At 70.7% G+C, this 18,806-nt stretch carries 16 protein-coding genes; 4 read left to right on the top strand and 12 right to left on the bottom strand.

The genetic code is table 11. From position 1 onward, the window contains the following. Positions 1-27 precede the first annotated feature (27 nt). Both G5C60_RS08560 and G5C60_RS08555 read left to right on the top strand, forming a co-directional pair. Positions 28-1,038 carry an aldo/keto reductase gene (locus G5C60_RS08560; RefSeq protein WP_165256393.1) on the top strand — a complete coding sequence of 337 codons (1,011 nt, stop codon included), beginning with the start codon at positions 28-30 and terminating at the stop codon, positions 1,036-1,038. A 163-nt stretch (positions 1,039-1,201) separates the two neighbouring features. Continuing rightward, on the top strand, positions 1,202-2,401 hold the full coding sequence (locus G5C60_RS08555) for a PQQ-dependent sugar dehydrogenase (protein ID WP_165256391.1): 1,200 nt from the start codon (positions 1,202-1,204) through the stop codon (positions 2,399-2,401). A gap of 13 nt (positions 2,402-2,414) precedes the next feature. Here G5C60_RS08555 and G5C60_RS08550 read toward each other — a convergent pair whose 3' ends face one another. The 7 genes from G5C60_RS08550 to G5C60_RS53575 form a co-directional block, all read right to left on the bottom strand. After that, on the bottom strand, positions 2,415-2,615 hold the full coding sequence (locus G5C60_RS08550; RefSeq protein WP_165256389.1) for a DUF6191 domain-containing protein: 201 nt from the start codon (positions 2,613-2,615) through the stop codon (positions 2,415-2,417). Positions 2,616-2,654: 39 nt separating this feature from the next. Next, positions 2,655-5,711, bottom strand: coding sequence for a helix-turn-helix transcriptional regulator (locus tag G5C60_RS08545; RefSeq protein ID WP_165256387.1), 3,057 nt, complete (start codon positions 5,709-5,711; stop codon positions 2,655-2,657). Between the two features lie 116 nt (positions 5,712-5,827). Next, positions 5,828-6,010 carry a hypothetical protein gene (locus tag G5C60_RS08540; protein WP_165256385.1) on the bottom strand — a complete coding sequence of 61 codons (183 nt, stop codon included), beginning with the start codon at positions 6,008-6,010 and terminating at the stop codon, positions 5,828-5,830. Between the two features lie 188 nt (positions 6,011-6,198). Continuing rightward, a complete protein-coding gene (locus G5C60_RS08535) occupies positions 6,199-6,777 on the bottom strand; it encodes a hypothetical protein (protein WP_165256383.1) in 579 nt (192 codons plus the stop codon). Positions 6,778-6,824: 47 nt separating this feature from the next. After that, a complete protein-coding gene (locus tag G5C60_RS08530) occupies positions 6,825-7,388 on the bottom strand; it encodes a GNAT family N-acetyltransferase (protein ID WP_165256381.1) in 564 nt (187 codons plus the stop codon). Further along, a complete protein-coding gene (locus G5C60_RS08525; RefSeq protein WP_165256379.1) occupies positions 7,366-9,672 on the bottom strand; it encodes an MMPL family transporter in 2,307 nt (768 codons plus the stop codon). Before G5C60_RS08525 ends, G5C60_RS08530 begins: the two co-directional genes overlap by 23 nt. A gap of 201 nt (positions 9,673-9,873) precedes the next feature. Then, complete coding sequence (locus tag G5C60_RS53575) at positions 9,874-10,512, bottom strand: TetR/AcrR family transcriptional regulator (protein ID WP_338145741.1); 639 nt, start codon at positions 10,510-10,512, stop codon at positions 9,874-9,876. Positions 10,513-10,613: 101 nt separating this feature from the next. On the opposite strand from G5C60_RS53575, the gene G5C60_RS08515 reads away from it, so the two are divergent. Further along, positions 10,614-11,216, top strand: a complete 603-nt coding sequence (locus G5C60_RS08515; RefSeq protein ID WP_165256375.1) for an NADPH-dependent FMN reductase — start codon at positions 10,614-10,616, stop codon at positions 11,214-11,216. Next, positions 11,213-12,598 (top strand): DHA2 family efflux MFS transporter permease subunit, encoded by a 1,386-nt coding sequence (locus G5C60_RS08510; RefSeq protein WP_165256373.1) that lies wholly within the window; start codon positions 11,213-11,215, stop codon positions 12,596-12,598. Before G5C60_RS08515 ends, G5C60_RS08510 begins: the two co-directional genes overlap by 4 nt. Positions 12,599-12,733: 135 nt before the next feature. Here the strand turns inward: G5C60_RS08510 and gatB are convergent, their stop codons facing one another. From gatB to G5C60_RS08485, 5 genes are all read right to left on the bottom strand, one after another. After that, positions 12,734-14,251, bottom strand: a complete 1,518-nt coding sequence (gene gatB / locus G5C60_RS08505) for an Asp-tRNA(Asn)/Glu-tRNA(Gln) amidotransferase subunit GatB (RefSeq protein ID WP_165256371.1) — start codon at positions 14,249-14,251, stop codon at positions 12,734-12,736. A gap of 15 nt (positions 14,252-14,266) precedes the next feature. Continuing rightward, positions 14,267-14,509 carry a hypothetical protein gene (locus G5C60_RS08500; protein ID WP_165256369.1) on the bottom strand — a complete coding sequence of 81 codons (243 nt, stop codon included), beginning with the start codon at positions 14,507-14,509 and terminating at the stop codon, positions 14,267-14,269. Next, entirely contained in the window at positions 14,506-16,011 is a 1,506-nt protein-coding gene (gene gatA, locus G5C60_RS08495) for an Asp-tRNA(Asn)/Glu-tRNA(Gln) amidotransferase subunit GatA (RefSeq protein WP_165256367.1), read from the bottom strand. Before gatA ends, G5C60_RS08500 begins: the two co-directional genes overlap by 4 nt. A 6-nt stretch (positions 16,012-16,017) precedes the next feature. Next, the gene (gene gatC / locus G5C60_RS08490; RefSeq protein ID WP_030258164.1) at positions 16,018-16,314 is read right to left on the bottom strand and encodes an Asp-tRNA(Asn)/Glu-tRNA(Gln) amidotransferase subunit GatC; all 297 of its coding nucleotides are present in this window, start codon (positions 16,312-16,314) and stop codon (positions 16,018-16,020) included. Positions 16,315-16,513: 199 nt separating this feature from the next. Further along, a complete protein-coding gene (locus tag G5C60_RS08485; RefSeq protein WP_165256365.1) occupies positions 16,514-18,766 on the bottom strand; it encodes a putative bifunctional diguanylate cyclase/phosphodiesterase in 2,253 nt (750 codons plus the stop codon). Positions 18,767-18,806: the final 40 nt, after the last annotated feature.

Raw genomic sequence — 18,806 nt, 5'->3', positions numbered from 1 at the left:
GGGCCAGGAAAGGGAGGGCACTGCCAGGTGGAGCGCAGGACGATCGGGGCGGCGGCGCTCGAGGTGGGGGCTGTCGGCCTCGGGTGCATGCCGATGAGCTGGGCGTACTCGGCTTCGCGGCAGCGGGGCGACGAGTCGCTGCGGACCCTGCACACGGCCCTCGACCGGGGCGCGACCCTCCTCGACACCGCCGACATGTACGGGCCGTTCACCAATGAGCTGCTGGTGGGCAGGGTGCTCAAGGAACGGCGCCCGGATGCCTTCGTCTCCACCAAGTGCGGGCTGCTGGTCGGCGAGCAGCACATCGTGGCCAACGGCCGTCCCGGGTATGTGAAGCGGGCCTGCGACGCCTCACTGCGGCGGCTGCAGACGGACGTCATCGACCTGTACCAGCTGCATCGCGCGGACCCCGAGGTGCCGGTCGAGGAGACCTGGGGCGCGATGGCGGAACTCGTGACGGCGGGGAAGGTACGGGCGCTGGGGCTGTGCGCGGTGGGCGCCCGCTCCGGTCGCCGCTCCGGGGCACGCCTGCACGACGGAACGATCCGGCAGCTGGAGCGGGTGCAGCAGGTTTTTCCGGTGAGCGCGGTGGAGGCCGAGCTGTCGGTGTGGTCGCCGGAGGCGCTGGACGGGCTGCTGCCGTGGTGCGAGGCGCGCGGCGTCGGCTTCCTGGCGGCGATGCCGCTCGGCAACGGCTTCCTGACCGGGACCCTCACGCCCGGCGAAGGCTTCGAGCCCGACGACGTACGCGCCCGGCATCCCCGCTTCACCGCCGAGATGATGGCCGCGAACCAGCCGATCGTGGCCGGTCTGCGCCGGATCGCGCGGCGGCACGGGGAGGAGACCGGTGAGGAGGTCACTCCGGCGCAGGTGGCGCTCGCGTGGGTGCTCGCGCAGGGCCGGCACGTGGTCCCGGTGCCGGGGGCCAAGCGGGAGCGCTGGGCGGCCGAGAACGCGAGGGCGGCCGGGCTGCGGCTGTCGGCGCGGGATCTCGCGGAGGTGGCGGAGCTGCCCTCGGCTCAGGGGTCCTGGGAGTGAACGTCGAGCAGCGGCGGTCCGTGGAATGAGCGAGGGTGGTCTGGGGACTGCGGTGGTCTGGGGACTGCGTAATGGTCCCAGGAAAGCTCTCGCCGTAATGCGCGTCCGGATCTCGTCGCATTTCGCGTCCGGAGATCGGGAACCTGTGAGGCGCTTGCGGTGTATGAAAAGTAGAACCTGCCGCGTCGAAGGGATCCTGATCGTGCAACGTCGAGCTGTGACGGCCGTGTTGGCCGCAGCCGCGCTCCTTCTGACGGCCGGGTGCTCTTCCGGCGACGAGGAGGGGTCGGACGGCGGAGCGAACGCCTCCCCGAGCCGTACGGAATCGGGGTCCTCGCCTCCGGAACAGGCGGCCGAGGACTCTCCGCCCGCGAAGGGCTCGGTGGAGGTCGTACGGACCGTCACCGAGGGGCTGAACACTCCGTGGGGCCTCGCGCCGCTGCCCGACGGCGACCTGCTGGTGTCCTCGCGGGACGAGGGGACTATCACCCGGGTCGACGGAAAGAACGGCAAGAAGACCGAGGCCGGCACGGTGCCGGGCGTCGCCCCCGCAGGCGAGGGCGGCCTGATGGGCCTCGCGCTCTCGCCGGAGTACGCCTCGGACCACATGGTCTACGCGTACTTCACCTCGGAGTCGGACAACCGCATCGTGCGCATGCTGTACGACGAGAAGAAGCCGTCCGGTGAGCAACTGGGCGCGCCCGACACGGTGTTCAGGGGCATCCCGAAGGGCACGAACCACAACGGCGGGCGGATCGCCTTCGGCCCGGACAAGATGCTCTACGCGGGCACGGGCGAGCGGTACGAAGCCGAGCTGGCCCAGGACAAGAACTCCACGGGCGGCAAGATCCTCCGGCTGACCCCGGACGGCGAGCCGGCTCCGGGCAACCCGTTCGACTCCCCCGTCTACTCCTACGGCCACCGCAATGTGCAGGGCCTGGCCTGGGATTCCAAGCAGCGCCTGTGGGCGTCCGAGTTCGGCCAGAACACCTGGGACGAGCTGAACGACATCAAGCCGGGCGACAACTACGGCTGGCCGGACGCCGAGGGCAAGTCCGACGACTCCAAGTTCCACGACCCGATAGCCCAGTGGGGCGTGGCCGAGGCCTCCCCCAGCGGCATCGCCTACGCGGAGGGTTCCATCTGGATGGCGGGCCTGCGGGGCCAGCGACTGTGGCGCGTCCCCCTGAGCGGCACGGAAGCCGCGGCCGACCCACAGGCATTCCTGGAGGGCGAGCACGGCCGCCTGCGCACGGTGGTCTCCGCGGGCGGCAACAAACTGTGGCTGGTGACGAGCGAGACGGACGGCCGAGGATCCCCGGAGGACGGGGACGACAAGATTCTTGAACTGGAGGTGAAGTAGGCGGCAGCCGCCCTCAGCTCTCGGGCGGCTCCGTGGACGGCTGGGGCTGTGCCTGCGCCGGCAGGCGTACGACCACCTTGCCGGAGGTCAGGTCTATCGGCCCACGTCCGGGATCACCGTCGTTGAGGTCCACGCGCGTCAGCTCCAGCCGCTTGCGCTCGTCGTCGGTGTGCTTGCGGCCTGGTGCGAAGAGCTGCTCGATCATGTTGAACACGGTGCCTCCTCGGGCCCGGGGTCCTTTTCAGCGTAAGCCTCACCCTGCGGCTCGAGCAGTGGATGTATCCGGCGGGAACAGTCGTAGCCGGTGGGCCAGTGCCGCTGCCTCACCCCGGCCGGAGACGTTCAGCTTGGCGAGGATGTTGGAGACGTGGACGCTGGCCGTCTTCGGGGAGATGAAGAGTTCCTCGGCTATCCGGCGGTTGCTTCGGCCTGCGGCAACGAGGCGGAGGACGTCGCGCTCACGGCTGGTGAGCCCCAGCGCCTCGACCGGGTCGACGGGAGTGAGGGCCGACCGCTCCGGACCCTCCGGGGGGAGAGTCAGGGTGAGGCGGGCGCGCCGGGCGAGCAGGGCGACGGACTCGGCGAGCGGGCGGGCGCCGAGGTGCTCGGCTACGGCGGCGGCCAGGCGGAGGAGCTCGGTGGCCCGGTCACGCTCGCCCTCTCCGCCGGCGGTCAGCAGGGACTCGGCGAGACGGAGGCGGACGCGGGCGAGGTCGTAGGGGCGCTCCAGCGGCTCCGCGGCGGCCACGACCTCGGACCAGTCGGCAGGAGTGTCCCGGCCTTCGGCACGCAGCAGCTCGGCGCGCACCCAGCGCTCGTACGTCTGCCAGACGGGCACGTTCGTGGCGACCGGCTTGGCGCTCCGGCGGATGCGCTCCAGGAGCTCGGCGCGGCCCGGTTCCGCGACGGGCAGCCCGCGCGCGTCGGCCTCCGCGGTGGCGGCGGCCAGCAGCAGCGGCCAGCCGAAGTACTGGGTCCCGGGCGGGAGGCCGGCGTCCAGGGCGCGGTCGAGTTCGGCTCGGGCATCGAGGATGCGGCCCTCGGCGGCGGCCAGCCCGATGGCGAGGCGGGCGAGCGGCAGGACGTTCTGCGGCATGAGGTCGTGGGTGCCGCAGTAGTCGCGGGCGGCGGCCAGGTGGCGGCCTGCCTCGGCGAGGTTCCCGCGGGCGAGCGCGACGTCGGCGAGGCGGGAGGAGGCGCCGGCGAGCGGTTTGGCGCTCGGGGCGGCGTGCTGCGCGTTCGTCGCGGCCTCGGTGGCCTCGTCCCAGCGGCCCAGGGAGAAGAGTGAATCGGCGAGGTTGTCCCACACCCAGGACTGCGACTCCAGCAAGCCTCTTTTTCGTGTGAGTTCGACGCCTTCCCTCAGGATGTCGACGGCTTCCCGGGAGCGGCCGAGGCTCTCGAGGTGGGACGGCAGGTTCACATAACTGCGGCCCATGACGGCGGGCAGTCCGAGTTCGACGGCTCGGTCCCGGACCTCGTACACCTCGGCGAGTCCGGCCTCTATGTCGCCCGAGTCGACCATGAGTCCGCCCAGGGTGAGGCGTGCGTTCAGCTCGATGTCGCGGGCGCCCACCATGCGCGCGTACTCCACGGCACGCTGGGCGTCCGTCAGCGCGTCGGAGCCCGGCGTGTGGAGCATGGACCAGTTGGCGACCACCGCCAGGACCTCGGCGTGCACCTGCGAGGGCGGCAGACCGCGTACCAGGCGCTGGGCGGTGCCGAGTTCCTTCCAGCCGTCACCGCGGCCCTGTGCCTGCACCAGACGGGAGCGCTGGACCCAGAACCATGCCTCGCGCAACTGGTCCGCCTCGTCCTCCAGCAGGTGCAGGGCCCGCTTGGTGATCTTCAGGGCGCGCTCGCGCTCCCCGCAGAACCGGCCCGCAACGGCGGCCTCGGCCATCAGGTCGAGGTAGCTCAGCGGTGCGGTGGCCGGGTCGCAGCCGCTGGGCGGATAGGCCTCGGTGTAGTCGACGGGACGCAACTGCGCGCGCACGGCGTCGGGAGCCGTGTCCCACAGCTCCATCGCCCGCTCCAGGAGCCGCAGTTGCTCCGAGTAGGCGTGCCGGCGGCGGGCCTCCACGGAGGCGTCGAGGACGGCGGGCAGGGCCTTGGCCGCGTCGTGCGCGTGGTACCAGTAGCTGGCCAGGCGCGCGGCGCGCTCATCGGCCGGTACGAGCGTCGGGTCGGCCTCCAGGGCCTCGGCATACCGCCGGTTGAGGCGGGAGCGCTCGCCGGGCAGCAGGTCGTCGGCGACGGCCTCGCGCACCAGGGAGTGGCGGAAGCGGTAGCCGTCCCCGTCGGGTGTCGCTAGCAGGATGTTGGCGCCCACGGCGGCCCGCAGCGCCTCGATGAGGTCGTCCTCGGAGAGCTGTGCCACGGCGGCGAGCAGCGCGTACTCGACGGTGGAGCCGCCCTCGGCGACGATCCGGGCGACCCGCTGAGAGCTCTCGGGCAGGCTCTCGACGCGGACGAGGAGAAGGTCCCGGAGGGAGTCGGTGAGGCCGGTGCGGCAGCCCTCGTGGGAGGCGACGGCGAGTTCCTCGACGAAGAACGCGTTCCCGTCGGAGCGTTCGAAGATCTCGTCGACCTGGGCGGGGTCGGGCTCGCGGGCGAGGATTCCGGCGATCTGGCGGCCGACCTCGGCGCGGCTGAAGCGGCCGAGTTCGATACGGCGGACCGTGCGCAGCCGGTCGAGCTCGGCCAGCAGGGGGCGCAGTGGGTGGCGGCGGTGGACGTCGTCGGCGCGATACGTGGCGACGACGACGAGGCGGCCGCTGCGCAGCGTACGGAAGAGGTAGGCGAGGAGGTGGCGGGTCGAGGCGTCGGCCCAGTGCAGGTCCTCCAGGAGGACGACGACTGTGCGGTCGGCGGCGACGCGCTCCAGGAGGCGGACGGTGAGTTCGAAGAGGCGGGCCATGCCCTCCTCGTCGTGCCGCCCCCGCGAGGTGTCGCCCAGCTCGGGCAGCAGCCGGGCCAGCTCCTCCTCCTGCCCGGCGGCCGCGGCCGCCAGCTCGTCGGGCAGTTGCCGGCGCAGGGCGCGCAGTGCGGTGGAGAAGGGGGCGAACGGCAGCCCGTCGGCGCCGATCTCGACGCAGCCGCCGAGCGCCACGACGGTGCCGCCGCGGACGGCCGCGGTGGCGAACTCCTCGATGAACCGGGTCTTTCCGACGCCGGCCTCGCCGCCGACCAGCAACGCCTGCGGCTCGCCCGCGGTAGCGCGGGCGAGTGCGTCGTTCAGCGCGTCCAGCTCGTCGGCGCGACCGACGAACACCGGACTGACGGACCTGGTCTCCACAACGCCGAGCATCGCACAGGGGTCTGACAGTGCGGCAGCGATTATCGGCGCCCCGGCCGGCCGCGGGAGGTTCGCCCGGCCGGGTGCCGGGAGTCCCCCAGGGCTCCCGGCACCTTCCCCGGCCCGCATCACGCCGCGCGTGCGAAGCGGTGGCGGCGCGGCCCCTGGCGGTTCACCTGCCCTTCGGCGTCGTCCTTCGCGGAGCGGCGGGCGGCACGGCGGGCGCGGACGGCCGCACGCGCCTGACGGTAGTTGTCGGCCTCGCGGATCATCTCGGCGGAACGGAACTGCTGGCGCTCGTACTCGAACATCTCGTACCCCTCATGAAGAGTCGGTTTCGGGCCTCGCTTGGTGTGATGCCTCAACCTTCGTCTCCAAGGGGGGTGCGCCACATCGGGAGAGTTCCGCATCTTCCACGCGGGAGGGGCCTTAGGTCTGCCGTAAGTGGCTCACGGCGGACCTAAGGCCCCTCAGGACGTGCGGTTTTCGCGTCGGCGGTTCAGCCGCTCGCGGAGGGCAGGGAGAGCAGGACGTCGGAGTACTTCAGGGCGGCCAGCAGCAGCCCGATGACGCCGAGCGAGACGCCCGCCCAGGCCACCGACTTGACCCACGGCGCCTGCACCCGGTCCGGGTTCCCGAACGCGGGCCTGACGAGCACCACGACGCCGGTGATCAGCGCGGCCAGCGCGAAGAACCCGGCGACCAGCGCGTTGGCGTTCCAGGAGTCGCCGTAGACCTGCTTGATCTGCTCGCCCACGCCGGCGTTCTGCGCGGTCTCCAGCTGGCCGTACAGGGAGTCGCGGGCCTGTGCCACCGTGCCGACCCAGCTGCCGGTCAGCGAGACGATGCCGAGCCCGGCGGAGACGACGGCGGCGGCACCCTGGCCCACAGCGGAGCCGCTGGTGGCCACGCCGGCGCTGTCACCGGAGTCCTGGTCTGCCTGCTCGTCGTCCTCGTACGCCTCGTCGGCCTGGTCCTCGGCCGTGCCGTCGTCCTTCGTGAGCTGCACTTCCTCCTCGTCGCGCTGTGCCTCGGTGCCGGTGTCCACTCCGGCCTCGTCATCTGTCTTGGTTCCCATACTCCGCACCGTACGGACGCTCTCTGAGAGGTTTCTTAATGATCGTTTTAAGCGGTACGCGCGCGTGCCGCGCGCCATTCGGCCGCGAGTACGGACCACACTTCGAGGTCCTGACGCTCGCCCCGGTACGGGAAGCTCTCCCGGAGCACGCCATCGCGGCTCATGCCCAGCCGCCGCGCCACGTTGATGCTCGGTTCGTTGGCGGACGACGCCTGCCACTCCACACGGTGGATACCGCGTACGTCAATCGCCCAGTCGATGAGGAGCCGCATGGCGCGCGTGACCAGTCCGCGTCCCGCGGCGGCCGGCTCCAGCCAGCAGCCGACCTCGCAGGTGCCCCGCTCGGCGTCGAAGTGCAGGAACAGCACACCGCCCACGAGCTTCCCGTCCAGCCACAGCCCGTGCAGGCTGCCGGTGTCGGCGGCGCGCTGGTCGGCGTACGACTGGAGGAGTTCCCGCGCGGAGTCGGCGTCGGTGGCCTTGGCTCCGAACGGGATGTGCTGCCCGACGAACTCCCGGCCCCGGTCCAGGTGGGCGAGGAACTCCTCGGCGTGCCAGGGCTCCAGGGGCCGCAGTTCGGCGCCGTCGTCACCCAGGGATATCGCGTACATCCTGCTGCCGCTCCTTCACGAGTACGTCCATGAGTGCGCCGTCGCGCGCACCGGGAATCGTCGCATGGGAGGAGCTGGCAGGACTGGCAGGACTGGCAGGACTGGCAGGACTGGCAGGGCTGGACTCGGGCGCTTCGATGCTGATGCGCGGCAGGCGGCGGCCGAGCCAGCGCGGCAGCCACCAGTTGGCGCCGCCCAGCATGTGCATCAGGGCGGGCACCAGGAGCGTACGCAGGACGAAGGCGTCGAGCGCGACCGCGGCGGCGAGCGCGATGCCGAACATCGCGATGACGCGGTCGCCGCTGAGCACGAAGGCGAGGAAGACCGAGATCATGATCACGGCGGCGGAGTTGATCACCCGGCTGGTCTCGGCGAGGCCGACGCGGACGGCCCGCCGGTTGTCGCCGGTCTCCAGCCATTCCTCGTACATCCTGCTGACCAGGAAGACCTGGTAGTCCATGGAGAGTCCGAAGAGCACCGACACCATGATCACGGGCAGGAACGGTTCGATCGGGCCCGCGCTGCCCAGGCCCAGCAGTTCGCTGCCCCAGCCCCACTGGAAGATCGCGACGACGACGCCGAAGGCGGCGGCGACGGCCGCGACGTTCATCGCGGCGGCCTTCAGGGGTATCCCGATGGAGCGGAAGGCGAGCAGCAGCAGGATGCAGCCGAGTCCGATCACGACGCCCACGAACAGTGGCAGCTTGCCGATGATGACCTCGGCGAAGTCGTCGTAGCCGGCCGTGACCCCGCCGACGTGCAGGTCCAGCGAGGTGTCCGTCTCGGCCCGGGGCAGCACGTCGGTGCGCAGCCGGTCGACGAGGTCGCTGGTCTTCTCGGACTGCGGCGAGGATTCCGGAATGACGGTGAGGTAGGCGGTGTCGCCGCTCGTGTCGTACGTCACCGGGGTCACCGAGGCGACTCCGTCGGTCGAGCGGAGTGTGGCGTCGAGGTTGTCGAGGGCGAGCTGGTCCTGAGCGCTGTCGACATCGGTGACGAGGGTCAGCGGGCCGTTGACGCCGGGGCCGAAGCCGTCGGCCAGCAGGTCGTACGCCTGGCGGGTGGTGGCGGTCTCAGGGTGGTTGCCCTGGTCCGAGGTGCCGAGGTGCAGGCCGAGCGTGGGCAGTGCGAGTACGGCCATGACGGCGAGGGCGACGACTCCGAGGAGTTTGGGGTGCCGTTCGACAAAGGCGGACCAGCGGGCGGCGAGCCCGGTGGGGATCTCCGGTTCGGGGCCGTGTTCGTCCAGGCGGCGGCGCTCGCGGCCGCTGAGGGCGCGCATGCCGATGAAGGAGAGCAGCGAGGGCAGCAGGGTCACGGAGGCCGCGACGGTGAGCAGCACGGTCAGGGACGCGGCGATCGCGACGCCGTTCAGGAAGCTGAGCCGCAGGATGAGCATGCCGAGCAGGGCTATACACACCGTTGCGCCCGCGAAGACGACGGCGCGCCCGGTGGTGGCCACGGCGTTCCGCGCGGCCTCCGCGACCGGCAGCCCGCGCTTCAGACCGCGCCGGTGTCTGGTCACGATGAACAGCGCGTAGTCGATGCCGACGCCGAGGCCGACCAGCATGCCGAGCATCGGCGCGAAGTCGGCGACGGTCATGAAGTGCCCGAGCAGCACGATCCCGGCGTACGCCGTGCCGACGCTCACCAGGGCCGTGGCGATGGGCAGCAGCGAGGCGGCGAGCGAGCCGAAGGCGAGGAAGAGGACCACAGCCGCGACGACCACGCCGACGACCTCGGCGATATGGCCGCCCGAGGACTCGGTGAGCCCGATGGCGTTGCCGCCCAGCTCGACCTGGAGACCGTCCGTCTCGGCATCCTTGGCGGTGTCGACGACGGCCTGGACGTCGGCCTTGTCGACGTCCTTGGCCTGCTCGTCGAAGGTGACCGTGGCGTAGGCGGTGTGCCCGTCGGCGCTGATCCGCCCGGCGCTCTGGCCGGCGTACGGGTCGGTGACGGAGGCCACGCCGGGCAGGTTCTCGATCTTGTCGAGGGTGCGGGTCATCGTCTGCTCGATGTCGGCGGCGCGTACGGAATCCGCGTCACCCGCCGCGTCGGAGCCGGTGTGCCAGACGATCGTGTCGCTGTCCCCGCCGAGGTCGGGGAAGCTCTTCTGCAGCAGCTGGGCGGCACGGCCGGATTCCGTGCCGGGCACCTTGTAGTCGTTCGAGTAGGCGGATCCGGCGACCGCGGCGACGACGGTCGTACCGCCGAGCGCGAGGATCCAGAGCAGAACGACCAGAAGACGGTGCCTGACACACCAGCGTGCGAGTGCTGCCACGAACGAGCTCCCGTGGGGGGATTGTGGATCTTTACCGGGAACCGCCCGCAAAGAACACATGAGCAATACGTGGACAACTCTTGCAGGCCGTAGAGATCGATAGCCGATTTCGTGGACTTACTCACAGAAATGCGAGGGACTTCACAACACAGTTGTGTGAACCCCCTCGCATTTCCCGCCACCCACCCCATGCGGCGAATATCAACCGGATACGCTCCCGCGCGGCAGATAGCCGTGCAGGAACGCCCGCACCCCCGAGCGCACCAGCTCGTCCCGCTTCTCGTCCGGCATCGGGATCACGCCCCCGTATGTGCGATCGCTGATCTCGGACCCGGTCAGCAGGATGAAGTGGGTCGCGGCCCGCTCCGGGTCCGGGGCGTCGAGCAGCCCCTCCTCGGCCAGTTCACGGAACCGGGCGGCCACCAACTCGAGCGCGCGGTCGGGGCCGGCAGCCCGCCAGGCGTCCAGGAGCTCCTGCGGAATGTGGCCGACTTCGGCCCGCAACTGCCGTACGAGGGCGAAGTGGTCGCGGTACTGGTACATCGGACTCATCCAGGCGTGCGCGAAGTCGACGAGGTCGGCTTCCAGGTCCGTGACCTTGTACAACCGCCGGTCGATGGCGTCGACATGGGCCCGCAGGATCTCCTCGGAACCCTCCACGACGACGACGCGGAAGAGCTGCGCCTTGCCCTCCGGGAAGTGGTTGTAGATCGTCCGGGTCGAGACCCCCGCCTCCTTGGCGATGGAGTCGATGCCGGCACGTGTGTAGCCGTCGCGCCCGAAGACCCGGCGCGCCCCCCGCACGATCGCCTGCCGCTTCTCGGCGAGCCCTTGTCTCACGCGTCCTGCCCCTTCCTGCCTGTCGCCTGTCACGGTAGCCGGACCAGGAAAGTTACAACACTCGTTGCATTCATTGCCATGAGCGTTGTACTTTTCTCGGCATGACGAACTCCTCCGCTTCCCCGAACCTGTCCAACGCCCCCCTTCGTGTCGCCGTCCTGACCGGTTCCATCCGCGAGGGCCGCTTCGGACCCGTGGTCACCGACTGGTTCCTGCGGTTCGCCGCCCAGCGCGGCGATCTCGAACTCGACCCGATCGACCTCGCCGACCATCGGCTGCCCGACGTCGTCTCCCCCGCACCCCACCCCGAGGCCGCCGCGGTCACGGAACGCCTGGCGGCGGCCGACGCCTTCGTGGTGATCACGCCCGAGTACAACCACAGCTTCCCGGCGCCCCTGAAGAACGCCATCGACCTGCACTACACGCAGTGGCAGGCCAAGCCGGTCGGCTTCGTGTCGTACGGAGGGATGGGCGGCGGTCTGCGCGCGGTCGAGCAACTGCGGCTCGTCTTCGCCGAGTTGCACGCCGTGACGATGCGGGACTCGGTCAGCTTCCACAGGGCGGGGGAGAACTTCGCGGAGGACGGCTCGCTGCTGCGGCCCGACATCCCCGAGGGCGCCGGCAAGGGCATGCTGGACCAGCTGACCTGGTGGGGGCGTACGTTGCGAGCGGGCCGCGCCGCGGCACCGTACGGCGCGCGATGAGCGCCACGCTGCCGACGGAGACCGGGAGTTCACCGGTCCCCGCCATACCCCGGAACGTCCTGGCCGTCGCGGGCGTCGTGGTCCTCGGCTCGTTCATGACGGTGCTCGACATGACCATCGTCAATGTCGCCCTCGGCCATCTGTCACGCGCCTTCGACGCACCGCTGTCCGTGGTCCAGTGGACGGTGACCGGCTACTCGCTCGCGCTGGCGACCGTCATCCCGGTCACCGCGTGGGCGGTGGGCCGGTACGGCGCGAAGCGGGTCTTCCTCACCGCCGTCACGCTCTTCACCCTCGGCTCGGGGCTCACGGGCCTTGCCTGGAACGCGGGTTCGCTGATCACCTTCCGGGTGCTCCAGGGACTCGGCGGCGGCATGATCGTGCCGGTCGCGATGACCGTGGTCCTGCGCGCCGCCCCGCCGGAGCGCAAGGGCACGATGATGGGCATCCTCGGCATCCCCGTCCTCATCGGCCCGATGGCGGGACCGATCCTCGGCGGCGTCTTCACCGACGCGCTCTCCTGGCGCTGGATCTTCTTCGTCAACGTCCCCGTCGGCGCCCTGACCCTGCTCCTCGGCGCCCGCGTCCTGCGCGGCGACGACGAGCGGCTCCACCGCCCGCTGGACCTGGCCGGTCTGCTGACGCTCTCCCCGGGCCTCGCCGCCCTGCTGTACGGACTGACGCTGGGCGGTGAGCGCGGCGGCTTCGGCGACGCCGGGGTCGTCGTCCCGATCGTCGTGGGTACGGCGCTGGTGGCGGCCTTCGCGGTACGGGCGCTGCGGGCACCGCATCCGCTGCTCGACCTGCGGCTGCTGAGCAGGGCGTCGTTCGGCCGGGCGGTGGCGACGATGGTTCCGTTCTCGGCGGCGTACTTCGGTTCGATGATCCTCGTACCGCTGTACTGGCAGCAGGGACGCGGCCTGTCCGCGACGGAGGCCGGGCTGCTGATGGCTCCTCAGTTCCTGTTCAGCGGCACGGTGATGCAGTTCTCCAGCCGTATCTCGGACCGTGTCGCGACCCGAGCGATCGTCGTGCCCGGCATCCTGGTCGCCGCCGCGGGCTTCCTCGCCTTCGCGGTTCAGGCCGGGCCGGACACCCCGTACTGGCGCCTGGTCGCCTCGCTCGCCGTCATGGGCACCGGCGTCGGCATGACCAACATGCCGGTCATGGCCTCGGCCACACGCGGCCTCGCGGACAGCGAAGTCGCCGCCGGCAGCACGGCGTTGAACATCATCTCGCAGATGGCCGCGTCCGTCGGCACGGCGCTCGCGGCCCTGCTGCTGACGGCGACGGACGGGTTCCGTACGACGCTGCTGTGCGGGGTGGGGTTGATGGCGCTGGCGTTGCCGATGGCGCTACGGCTGCCGAACCGCCGGCCCTGAGTCACAGAAACGCCGGTCGGGCTGGGGTGTTCCAGCCCGACCGGCGTTCAGACGTGCGCCCCGTAAGGGGCGCGGGAACTGCGCGACCAGCCACAGACGGTCCGCAGATTCCGGACCGCACTTCCAGCGGAGCGCTCAGCCCTCGACGCCCAGCTTCTCCAGGATCAGTTCCTTGACACGGGCCGCGTCGGCCTGGCCCCGCGTGGCCTTCATGACCGCGCCCACCAGCGCGCCCGCGGCGGCCACCTTGCCGCCGCGGATCTTGTCCGCGATGGCCGGGTTGCCGGCGATGGCCTCCTCGACGGCGGCCGTCAGGGCGCCCTCGTCCGAGACGACCTTCAGGCCGCGCTTCTCGACGACCTCGTCCGGGGTGCCTTCGCCCGCGAGAACGCCTTCGATGACCTGACGGGCCAGCTTGTCGTTGAGGGAGCCCTCCTTGACCAGCGTGGTCACACGGGCGACCTGCTCGGGCGTGATCGGCAGTTCGTCGATCGGGCGCCCCGACTCGTTGGCGTTCCGGGCCATTTCGCCCATCCACCACTTGCGCGCCGAGACCGAGTCGGCACCCGACTCGATCGTGGCGGCGATCAGGTCGACCGCGCCCGCGTTCAGGATCGACTGCATGTCGTGCTCGGAGATGCCCCACTCCTCGCGCAGCCGGTTGCGGCGCACCCGCGGCAGCTCGGGCAGGCCCGCCCGCAGTTCCTCGACCCACTCGCGGGTCGGAGCGACGGGAACGAGGTCCGGCTCGGGGAAGTAGCGGTAGTCCTCCGCCTCTTCCTTCACGCGGCCGGAGGTCGTGGAGCCCGTGTCCTCGTGGAAGTGGCGGGTCTCCTGGATGATCGTGCCGCCGCTGTTCAGGACGGCGGCGTGCCGCTGGATCTCGTACCGGCAGGCACGCTCCACCGAACGCAGCGAGTTGACGTTCTTCGTCTCGGAGCGCGTGCCGAACTTCTCGGTGCCGTTGGGGCGCAGCGACAGGTTCACGTCGCAGCGCATCTGGCCCATCTCCATGCGGGCCTCGGAGACGCCGAGCGCCTTGATGAGCTCGCGCAGTTCGGCGACGTACGCCTTGGCGACCTCGGGCGCGCGCTCCCCCGCTCCCTCGATCGGCTTGGTGACGATCTCGATGAGCGGGATGCCGGCGCGGTTGTAGTCGAGGAGCGAGTGCGAGGCGCCGTGGATTCGGCCCGTCGCGCCGCCCACGTGTGTGGACTTGCCGGTGTCCTCCTCCATGTGGGCGCGCTCGATCTCCACACGGAAGATCTCGCCGTCCTCCAGCTGGACGTCCAGATAGCCGTTGAAGGCGATCGGCTCGTCGTACTGGGAGGTCTGGAAGTTCTTCGGCATGTCCGGATAGAAGTAGTTCTTCCGGGCGAAACGGCACCACTCGGCGATCTCGCAGTTCAGCGCGAGACCGATCTTGATCGCGGACTCGACACCGGTCGCGTTCATGACCGGGAGCGAGCCGGGCATGCCGAGGCAGGTCGGGCAGGTCTGCGAGTTGGGCTCGGCGCCCAGCTCGGTCGAACATCCGCAGAACATCTTGGTCTTGGTGCCGAGTTCGACATGGACCTCCAGGCCCATGACGGGGTCGTACGACGCCAGCGCGTCCTCGTACGACACCAGGTCAGTCGTGGTCGTGACAGTCACGGTGAACTTTCCCTCTCAGCCCAGCAGGACGTCGTCGTCGCCCAGCCGCTTCAGCTCGCGGTAGAGCAGTGCGAGGCCGGTGACGACACCGGCGGCGGTCACCACGGCGTCGACGAGCCGGAGTGTGTCGTTCTCGACGCGGGCCTTCTTGATCTGCTTGGCGACACCGATCGCGCCGAACGCGGTGGTGGCGATGGACAGGTACGTGCCGGACTTCGACTTCTTGAAGCCCTTGGCCTTCGACAGTGCCTTGCTCACAGCGACGGAGCCTCCTCGATCAGCGGGTGACCCCAGCGTTCCACGAACGCGGCCTCGACCGCGGCGCCCACCTTGTACAGGCGGTCGTCCTGCATCGCGGGGGCGATGATCTGCAGACCGACCGGGAGGTTGTCCTCCGGCGCGAGGCCGCAGGGCAGCGACATGGCGGCGTTGCCCGCCAGGTTGGTCGGGATGGTGCACAGGTCCGCGAGGTACATCGCCATCGGGTCGTCGGCACGCTCGCCGATCGGGAAGGCGGTGGTCGGGGTCGTCGGCGAGACGATGACGTCGACCTGCTCGAAGGACTTCTCGAAGTCCCGCGTAATGAGCGTACGGACCTTCTGGGCGCTGCCGTAGTACGCGTCGTAGTAGCCGCTCGACAGGGCGTACGTGCCGAGCATGACGCGGCGCTTGACCTCGTCGCCGAAGCCCGCCTCGCGGGTGAGGGAGGTGACGTCCTCGGCGGAGCGGCTGCCGTCGTCGCCGGTGCGCAGGCCGTAGCGCAGGCCGTCGAAGCGGGCGAGGTTGGAGGAGCACTCGGACGGCGCGATCAGGTAGTACGCCGACAGGGCCAGGTCGAAGGACGGGCAGTCCAGCTCGACGATCTCGGCACCCAGCTCCTTGAGGAGCGCGACCGACTCGTCGAAGCGCTGCACGACACCGGCCTGGTAGCCCTCGCCGCGGAACTGCTTGACGACGCCCACGCGCATGCCCGCCACGCTGCCGTTGCGGGCGGCCTCGACGACGGGCGGTACGGGCGCGTCGATGGAGGTCGAGTCGAGGGGGTCGTGACCGGCGATGACCTCGTGGAGGAGGGCCGCGTCCAGGACCGTACGGGCGCAGGGGCCGCCCTGGTCGAGGGAGGACGAGAACGCCACCATGCCGTACCGGGACACGCCGCCGTACGTCGGCTTCACGCCGACCGTGCCGGTGACGGCGGCGGGCTGGCGGATGGAGCCGCCGGTGTCGGTGCCGATGGCGAGGGGCGCCTGGAAGGAGGCGAGGGCGGCGGAGGATCCGCCGCCGGAGCCGCCGGGAATCCTGGTCAGGTCCCACGGGTTGCCGGTGGGCCCGAACGCGCTGTTCTCCGTACTGGACCCCATGGCGAACTCGTCCATGTTGGTCTTGCCGAGGATGACGACGCCGGCGGCCTTCAGCTTCTGGGTGACGGTGGCGTCGTACGGCGGAATCCAGCCCTCGAGGATCTTCGAACCGACGGTGGTCGGGATCCCCTCGGTGGTGAAGATGTCCTTGAGCGCGAGCGGCACACCGGCGAGGGGACCGAGCTTCTCACCCTTGGCCCGCTTCTCGTCGATGGCACGGGCCTGGGCCAGCGCCCCTTCCCGGTCGATGTGCAGGAAGGCGTGCACCTTCTCGTCGACGGCCTCGATACGGGCGAGGTGGGCCTCGGTGACCTGCACGGCCGTGAGCTCGCCCGCGGCGATCTTCTGCGCGATCTCGGCGGCGGTCAGCTTGATGATGGTGACGTTACTGTCCGTCATGTCGGATTACTCCTCCCCCAGGATCTGAGGCACCTTGAAACGCTGCTGCTCCTGGGCAGGGGCACCGGAGAGCGCCTGCTCGGGGGTGAGCGACGGACGGACCTCGTCCGCGCGCATGACGTTCGTCAGCGGCAGCGGGTGGGAGGTCGGCGGTACGTCTTGGTCGGCGACCTCGCTGACGCGGGCGACCGCGCCGATGATGTCGTCCAGCTGACCGGCGAAGTGATCGAGCTCTTCGTCCTTCAGCTCCAGACGCGCCAGCCGTGCGAGGTGAGCGACCTCCTCGCGCGTGATGCCAGGCATGCAGCGATCCTCAGGGGTGAGTGTGTGTGGTTTGGCCCAATCCTATGGCGCGGGCGCGGGTGCCCGCGCACGGGTTTCTCTCACACACCATGCAGAGGCACCCGCCCGTGGTCGCCGACGCCGGCGAACCACCGTAAGAAGACCCGCACCCGGCAACTGTCCGTCACGGGTGGTGCCGGACCGCCACCGTCCCTCGCCCTCAGTTGATGACCCGCCCAGGATCGTCCGCCGCGGCCGCGGGCAACGCCGCCCTGGGCCGCTGCCAGCCGCGGGACCCGCGGGCCCTGAGCCATGCGGTCGTCTCCTCGGCGGGCATGGCGGCGGCGACGAGCCAGCCCTGAACTGCGTCGCAGCCAAGATCCCGAAGCCGCTCCCACGTCTCGTCGTCCTCCACGCCCTCGGCGACGACGAGAAGCCCCAGTGAATGAGCGAGATCGACGGTGCAGCGAACGATCTCGGCATCCTCCGTGTCGACGGCCAGCCGGGCCACGAAGGACCGGTCGATCTTCAGCTCGCTCACGGGAAGCCGGCGCAGGTGCACCAACGAGGAGTACCCGGTGCCGAAGTCGTCGAGCGACATCTTCACGCCGTGCCCGGTCAGCGCGGCCAGCGTGTCCGCGGCCCGCTGCGGATCCTCGAGCAGCACATGCTCGGTTATCTCCAGCTGCAAGGCCCCCGCGGGAACTCCGTGGCGGGCGAGCCGCGCCGCGACCGACCCCGCGAACCCGGGCGTGTGCACATCCCGCGGCGACACATTGACGGCCACCGGAACATGCAGTCCCTGCGCCCGCCACCGGGCTACCTGCCCGAGCGCCGTCTCCAGCACGTACTCGGTGAGATGCGGCATCAGCCCGGACGACTCGGCGATGGCTATGAACTCGTCCGGCGGCACCTTCCCCCGCTCGGGATGCACCCACCGTACGAGCGCCTCGAGCCCGGCCACCTGCCCGTCGAACCGCACCTTCGGCTGGTAGTGCAGCTCGACGTCCCCGGCGTCCAGAGCCCGGCGCAGATCCCCCAACAGCCCGAGCCGGTCAGGGGTGTTGGAGTCCCGCTTGGACTCGTACACCTCCACCCCCGTACGGTCCCGCTTCGCCTGGTACATCGCGACGTCCGCCCGTCGCAGCAGCCCCTCCGCGTCCAGCGCGTGGTCGGGGAACACGGCGAGCCCGGCACTGGCCTCCAGGACGAGGGTGAGCCCGTCGAGGTCGAGCGGTGAGCCCAGCGCGGCGACGAGGCCCCGGGCGACCCGTGTGGCGGACGTCGTCGAGTCGGCGACGGGCAGTAACACGGCGAACTCGTCACCACCGAGCCGCGCGGCCTCCGCTCCGCGCGGCAACGCCAGCCGCAACCGATCCGCTATCTGCAACAGCAGCCTGTCCCCCGCGAGATGCCCCAGCGTGTCATTCACGGACCGGAAGCGATCCAGGTCGATCAGCATGAGTGCGGAACGCGCACCGATCCGCTCGGCATCGTCCAGCGCCGTCCATGTCCGTTCGAGGAGCCACTGGCGGTTGGGCAGCCCCGTGAGCGGGTCGCGCAACTGCTCCTCGGCCCGGGCACGGGCTATCCACAGACTGAAGTCGAGCGCTATGAGCGGGATCGAGAAGAGCGGCAGCAGGATGGGGAGGGACATCGCGACGACGCAGATCAGCGGGGCGATACCGAGCAGCGCCACGGCGACGAGCCCCTGTCTGACCAGGGCCGTACGGGCGACCGTCGGCACACCGGCGCGGGGCGCATGGAGGTACCAGAGGAGCGCGCGCGTCACCGCGAGATACGCCACCGCCACCAACACCACCTCGGGCGCGGTGTAGACGGTCCAGGTCTCCGGGTCCCAGGGCTTCTCCACGGACGGGACCCGGCCGAACACGGCCAGCACCAGCGCACCGCCGCCGATGCCGAGAATGTCCACCGCTCCGTGCAGCACGCCCTGCCGCCAGCGATGGCGGCGGGCGATGCCGACGAGTACGACGACGGTCAGGCTGACCATTCCGGCGGGCACCCAGCCGTACAGCAGCAGAACCGCGAGTGTGAGGGCCGCGCCGGAGCCCGTACCGCCCCACCAGCGGGCACGGCCGAGCGCCACCAGATGGCCGACGATGATGCCGACCAGCACGGCCAGCGACCAGCCGGCGGAACCGGACGGAAAGAGCGCCTGATGCCCGGTGAATCCCCGGAAGAAGCCCGCGCCCAGGACGAACCCGGCCGCCGCGACGACCGCCGTGGGCAGCGTGGGCCAGAACGACTGCCGCTCGGATTCATGACCGGGCATGCCGTGCCCCGAGCCGGTGCTCACCTGGCCCTGCCCGCGCGCGTCCCCGCCGGGCCCGTGCCCGTCCACCGCGGTGCGCTGTCCGGCGGCGCTCAGGGACGACCCCCATCGCCGCATACCGGTCACCCAGCGCGGGCGCAGCCGTGAGTCCGGGGCGGCGCTCTCGGTCGAATCCATTCCCGTCCCTCTCACAGCCGGCGGTGCCCACGCCACGCGG

The organism is Streptomyces scabichelini, assembly GCF_011045015.1.
Classification (GTDB): Bacteria; Actinomycetota; Actinomycetes; order Streptomycetales; family Streptomycetaceae; genus Streptomyces; species Streptomyces scabichelini.
This window is presented reverse-complemented; position numbering and strand designations above follow the sequence as displayed.